The following is a 5,567-nucleotide window of genomic DNA, read 5'->3' as shown; positions in this document are numbered from 1 at the left end:
CGGCGCGGCTCGCGGCACCCCGGGTCTCGCGCAGCGCCGTGTCCCAGGCGTCCACGACGGCCGGGGTGTGCGCGGCGAGCGCGCGGCCCGCGTCGGTGAGCGCCATCCCGGAGCGGGAACGGGTGAACAGGTCGACATCCAGCAGGGTCTCCAGCTGCCTGATCTGCTTGGTCAGGGCGGGCTGCGAGATGAAGAGGCGCTCCGCGGCGCGGGTCAGATGGCCCTCCTGCGCGACGGCGGTGAAGTAGCGCAGGAGCCGGGTGTCGATGTCCATGCCGTCAGGTTATGCAGGAGCCATGCCTCCCGGTTATGGACGGGGGTATTGGACCGGCAACGGGCCGCAGCGGGAAGCTCTGTGCATGACGAAGGACATCGTCGACCGCTTCTACTCCGCCTACGCGACCGGCAATACGCACACCCTGCGCACCGAGATCCTCGCCCCCGACGCCGTCTGGCACGTCACCGGCGACCACCCGCTGGCCGGCACCCGGCACGGCGCCGACGAGATCGCCGCGTACTTCGAGCGGCTCGGTGAGGCCGAGTTCCGCAATGACGTCCTCTTCCGCGAGTACACCGCTCCGTACGTGACCGAGGTGCACCGCTGCCGGTCCGTCGACGGGACGCTCGACACCCTCTGGGTGCTCTTCTTCCGGGTGGAGCCGGGCGCCGACGGCGCCGGGGAACGGATCACCGAGATCCGTAAGTACCCCGCGGACCAGGCCCAGGCGGACGCGTTCTTCTCCCGCCACTACCGCTGCCGCAAGGATTTCTCATGACCAACTCGCCCCGACATGGGCGAGTTTCGGGCTGCGTCGCTTCACGTTCCTGCTCACGGCGCTCTCGGTGGTGGCCGCCGCGGCCGTCTCGCCGGGCATGCCGATCGCGGCGCGGACCGGGCAGGGCGTCGCGGCGCCGGTGAGCGCTCCGTCTCGTACGCGAAGGAAGGCGCCGCCCCTCGGGTGAGGGGCGGCGCCTTCCTGTACGGGGTCAGGCCTGCGGCAACCCGTAGGCGTCCGCGATGAGTTCGTAGGAACGCAGCCGGACGTCGCCGCTGTGGGCGTTGGCCGTGAGCATCAACTCGTCGGCGCCGGTGCGCTTTTGCAGGTCGTTCAGGCCGGAGCGGACCTCGTCGACGGTGCCGTGGATGACGTTCGCGTTCCAGGAGTTGATGAAGTCCCGCTCCATCTCGTTGAACTGGTGCGCCTCCGCCTCCTCCGGGGTCGGGACGAGCCCGGGGCGGCCGGTGCGCAGGCGGACCATGTTGAGGGCCGCGGCCATCACCTGGCGGCGGGCCTCGGTGCCGTCGTCGTCGGTGGCGAGCGCGGAGACGCCGATCAGCGCGTACGGCTCGTCCAGGGTCGCGGACGGCTTGAAGGACTCCCGGTACAGGTCGAGGGCCGGGATGGTGTTCTGCGCCGAGAAGTGGTGCGCGAAGGCGAACGGCAGTCCGAGGACGCCGGCCAGCCGGGCGCTGAAGCCGGACGAGCCGAGCAGCCAGACCGGCGGCCGGTGCGGGTCCTGCACGCCGCCGGGCGACGTGGCCTGGACCGGGCCGGGGACCGCGTGGATGCGGGAGTAGGGGTGGCCGTCGGGGAAGTCGTCGTCGAGGAACCGGGTCAGCTCGGCGAGCTGCTGCGGGAAGTCGTCGGCGCCTTCGTTGAGCCGGTCGGTGCGGCGCAGGGCGGCCGCCGTGGCGCCGTCGGTGCCGGGGGCGCGGCCGAGACCGAGGTCGACGCGGCCGGGGGCCATCGCCTCCAGCGTGCCGAACTGCTCCGCGATGACGAGCGGGGCGTGGTTGGGCAGCATGACGCCGCCGGAGCCGAGGCGGACCCGGTCCGTGTGGGCGGCGAGGTGGGCCAGGATCACCGCGGGCGAGCTGGAGGCGACGCCGGGCATCGAGTGGTGCTCGGCGACCCAGTAGCGGTGGAAGCCGCGGCGCTCCGCGAGCCGGGCGATGTCGACGCTGGTGCGCAGGGCCTGGGTGGCGGTGCGGCCCGCTCCTACGGTGACCAGGTCCAGGACGGAGAGGGGGGTCGGTGCGGTGCCGTGGGCTGCGCCGCGGATCTCGTCGTGGGTGGCCGGCACGGGGGTCCTCCTGGGTACGTGGGTCTCGTTCGACCCCGTTTTAACGGAGGACGGCTCCGCTTTATTCCGCCCCGTGCCGGCCCCTGTCGCCGCGCTACGCCTGGACCGGCGGCTCCTTCGAGAAGAGGGCGCCCAGCGCGGGGACGTTCACCCTGCGGTCGACCAGCCGCAGCGCCTCCCACACCGTGACCTGGTTCGCGGTGAGGACCGGCTTGCCCAGTTCCTGTTCCAGGTCGCGGACGTACGCCGCCGTGTGCAGGGCCGTGTCGGGCAGGAGCACCGCCTCCGCGTCCGGGTGGTCGCCGGCCCGGGCCATCGCGAGGACCTCCTCCCAGGCCCAGGTGCCGACCTCCGCGGCCGTGATGATGCCGCTGCCGCGCACCGAGAGGACCTCGGCGCCGGCCGCCTTCAGGAACGTCGCGAAGTGGTCGGCGACGTCCGCCGGGTAGGTCGCGGCGACGGCCACCCGGCGCACCCCGAGTTCGCCCAGCGCGTGGGCGAAGGCGAACGAGGTGCTGGAGGCGGGCAGGCCCGCGGTCCGGGCCAGCGTCCTGACCTGGTCGTGCGCGCCCTCCCAGCCGAAGACGAAGCTGGCGGACGTGCACGCCCAAACCACCGCCTCCGCACCGGAGAGCCGCAGTTCCTCGACGCCCGCGGACAGCCGCTCGGCCGCGCCCATCTTGAGGAGCGCGTCGACGCGGTGCGCGTCCTCGCCGATGTCCGTGTGGACCACGGGCAGCCGGATGTCACTGTCGATCAGCATCTCGATGCGCGGATAGTCGTCCTCGGCGGAGTGTCCTGGGTAGAGAAATCCGAGCGCGGTCATGTCCTATGCCCACCCTTCCTGGCCCTCCGGCAGTTCCGGCAGGCCTTGTCCGGGCCGGAGCCCTTGGTCGTCCGGCAGGGGCCACTGCCGTCGCGCCGCCGGGTCGAGCAGCGCCTGGTAGGGGCCCACCGCTCGCGTACCCACTCGGCGCAGGGCTGCCCATACCGTGACCTGGTTGGCCGAGATCACCGGCATCCGCAGTTCCGCCTCCAACTGCGGGATGACGTCGTACGTGGGCAGGTTCGTGCAGCTGATGAACAGTGCGTCGGCCGCCCCGCCCACCGCCTCGCGGGCCATCGCCGCGACGTCCCGGTACGGGACCTTCCAGATGTGCCGGGTCAGGCCGAGGTAGGCGCGCCCGGTGACCGTGATGCCGGCCTCGGCCAGGTAGTCCTCCAGCGATTCGGTGACCGACTGGGTGTAGGGCGTGACCAGCGCGATGCGGCGGGCGCCCAGTTCGGCGAGCGCCTCCAGGAGCGCGCCGGACGTGGTGAGGGACGGCACCGGGGGTTCGGGGGGCGTCCCCCGAGAAGGCACAGTGCCGGCCCGGCGCATCGCCTCGCACATCGCGCGCTCGCCCGCGATGCCGCCGACGAAACTGCCCGACGTACAGGCGTACGCGAGGACTTGCGGCTCGGCGGCGCCGAGCGCCCGTACTGCCTCGCCGAGCGTCTCGTGCTCGCTGACCAGGCGCGCCAGGTCGAGGCTGACCTCGACCGGGACGAACGGGGTGCGGGTGAGGTGGAGGGAGATCTCGTCGGGGACCCAGCGCCACAGCTCGCGATCGAGGGCGAAGTCGAACGGTGCGACGACGCCGACGCCGCGCTGCGGCTGTGGTCCCCCCAGGAAAGAGACGTCCATAGAGCATGCCCCAAGTTCAGCTGACGTGATGATGCCGATGCGGTGCTTGAGCCGGCGGGGCCGCCGCCGGGACGTCGGGACAGCGAAGAGAAGTGGGGAACGTACGGAAAAAAGTACCCCTGTTGACGAAGGTAGGTTCAGGTGCCAGCGTGGTCAATCCGCGCATGTCAGATGGGATGCCGCGAGACGGTCCGCACGCCATGATCACGACGTTCCCGACGTGTCGCCAAGCCTGTCCCCACAAGGAAAGCGGACCTTCGTTGCCAAACGATTTCCCCGCCGTATCCGGTCAAGGTCGCCCCACCGTCCTCGTCCTGGACGCCGCCCCGCCCGCCCCGCAGCCCCGGCTCGGCAGCCTCACCGGCCGGGCCCGGGTCCTGCACGCCGCGGACACGGACGAACTGCGCGCCCAACTTCCTCAGGCGGACGTCCTGTTGGTCTGGGACTTCCTCTCCGACGCGGTGCGGGACGCGTGGCCGGGAGAGGGGCCGAGGCCGCGCTGGGTGCACACGGCGAGCGCGGGCGTGGACCGGCTGATGTTCCCGGAACTCGTCGGCTCCGATACGGAGTTGACCAACGCGCGAGGGATCTTCGACCAGCCCATCGCCGAGTACGTCGCCATGCTGGTGCTCGCGATGGGCAAGGACCTGCCGCGCACGCTCGCCCTGCAGGCGTCCGGCGAATGGCACCACCGCGAGTCGCAGCGCATCGCGGGGACGCGGGCCTGCGTCGTCGGATCCGGGCCCATCGGGCAGGCGATCGTAAAGCAGCTCAAGGCACTTGGCGTGATCACGGCCCTCGTCGGGCGGCGCGCACGGGCCGGGATCCACGGCACCGCCGAGCTCGACCGGCTGCTGGGCCGCGCCGACTGGGTGGTGTGCGCGGCGCCGCTGACCGAGGACACGCGCGGCATGTTCGACGCCCACAGGTTCGGCGTGATGCAGCCCTCGGCCCGCTTCATCAACGTGGGGCGCGGGCAGTTGGTCGTGGAGAGCGACCTGGCGGACGCCCTGCACAAGCGGTGGATCGCGGGCGCGGCGCTGGACGTCTTCGAGCACGAGCCGCTGCCGCGGGACAACCCGCTGTGGACGGCCCCCGGGCTGATCGTCTCGCCGCACATGAGCGGGGACACGGTCGGCTGGCGGGACGAACTGGGCCGCCAGTTCGTGGACTTGTACGACCGCTGGGAGGCCGGCCGGCCCCTGACGAATGTAGTCGACAAGAAACGTGGGTATGTCCCCGGGAACTGATCCAGAACGCTGATCCATGGCGTCGCGCCATGGCCTGGAGGACGGATGACGACCGAGCTCACCCAACTGACCGCGCAGGACCTTCTCGACGGCTACCGCAAGGGCGAGTTCAGCCCGGTCGACGCCACCCGGGCGGTGCTCGCCCGGATCGAGGAGAGCGAGTCCGCGCTGAACGCGTTCGTGCGGGTGGACGCGCCGGGCGCGCTCGCCGCGGCCGGGGCCAGTGCGCAGCGATGGCGGCGCGGGGAGCCACAAGGCCTGGTCGACGGGGTGCCGGTCGCGGTGAAGGACATCCTGCTGCAGCGCGGCATGCCCAATCTTCGCGGCTCCAAGACGGTGCGGGCCGGGGGCAGTTGGCCGGAGGACGCGCCGTCGGTGGCGCGCTTGCGCGAGCACGGTGCCGTCTTCGTCGGGCGGACCACCACCCCCGAGTTCGGCTGGAAGGGCGTCACCGACTCACCGCTGTCGGGGGTGACGCGCAACCCGTACGACACCTCGCGCACCGCCGGCGGTTCGAGCGGCGGGAGCGCGGCGGCGGTCGCGGT

General features: G+C 72.0%; 7 protein-coding genes. 3 read left to right on the top strand and 4 right to left on the bottom strand.

Annotation, left to right across the window (positions count from 1 at the left end):
* A partial coding sequence (locus G3I40_RS32410) for a LysR family transcriptional regulator (protein ID WP_164306190.1) occupies nucleotides 1-274 on the bottom strand: 274 nt, incomplete at its 3' end.
* Nucleotides 275-359: 85 nt separating this feature from the next.
* Between G3I40_RS32410 and G3I40_RS32405 the strand changes: the two genes are divergently transcribed.
* Nucleotides 360-776: a nuclear transport factor 2 family protein gene (locus G3I40_RS32405; RefSeq protein ID WP_164306189.1), complete on the top strand. Its 417-nt coding sequence runs from the start codon at nucleotides 360-362 to the stop codon at nucleotides 774-776.
* 211 nt (nucleotides 777-987) lie between these two features.
* Here G3I40_RS32405 and G3I40_RS32400 read toward each other — a convergent pair whose 3' ends face one another.
* The 3 genes from G3I40_RS32400 to G3I40_RS32390 all read right to left on the bottom strand — a co-directional run bounded on the left by G3I40_RS32400 (nucleotide 988) and on the right by G3I40_RS32390 (nucleotide 3,772).
* Nucleotides 988-2,085, bottom strand: coding sequence for an LLM class flavin-dependent oxidoreductase (locus G3I40_RS32400; RefSeq protein WP_164306188.1), 1,098 nt, complete (start codon nucleotides 2,083-2,085; stop codon nucleotides 988-990).
* Nucleotides 2,086-2,179: 94 nt separating this feature from the next.
* Nucleotides 2,180-2,911, bottom strand: a complete 732-nt coding sequence (locus G3I40_RS32395) for an aspartate/glutamate racemase family protein (protein WP_164306187.1) — start codon at nucleotides 2,909-2,911, stop codon at nucleotides 2,180-2,182.
* Nucleotides 2,912-2,914: 3 nt separating this feature from the next.
* A complete protein-coding gene (locus tag G3I40_RS32390) occupies nucleotides 2,915-3,772 on the bottom strand; it encodes an aspartate/glutamate racemase family protein (RefSeq protein WP_164306186.1) in 858 nt (285 codons plus the stop codon).
* Between the two features lie 260 nt (nucleotides 3,773-4,032).
* On the opposite strand from G3I40_RS32390, the gene G3I40_RS32385 reads away from it, so the two are divergent.
* Nucleotides 4,033-5,022: a D-2-hydroxyacid dehydrogenase gene (locus G3I40_RS32385; protein WP_239092075.1), complete on the top strand. Its 990-nt coding sequence runs from the start codon at nucleotides 4,033-4,035 to the stop codon at nucleotides 5,020-5,022.
* 45 nt (nucleotides 5,023-5,067) lie between these two features.
* The coding region (locus G3I40_RS32380; RefSeq protein WP_275410256.1) for an amidase family protein at nucleotides 5,068-5,567 on the top strand (500 nt) is incomplete at its 3' end.

It is taken from the genome of Streptomyces sp. SID14478, assembly GCF_010548525.1.
Taxonomy (GTDB): domain Bacteria; phylum Actinomycetota; class Actinomycetes; order Streptomycetales; family Streptomycetaceae; genus Streptomyces.
This window is presented reverse-complemented; position numbering and strand designations above follow the sequence as displayed.

Coding starts and splice junctions, on each gene's coding strand:
- G3I40_RS32405 (WP_164306189.1), top strand. CDS start 360: ATGACGAAGGACATCGTCGACCGCTTCTACTCCGCCTACGCGACCGGC.
- G3I40_RS32395 (WP_164306187.1), bottom strand. CDS start 2,911: ATGACCGCGCTCGGATTTCTCTACCCAGGACACTCCGCCGAGGACGAC.
- G3I40_RS32390 (WP_164306186.1), bottom strand. CDS start 3,772: ATGGACGTCTCTTTCCTGGGGGGACCACAGCCGCAGCGCGGCGTCGGC.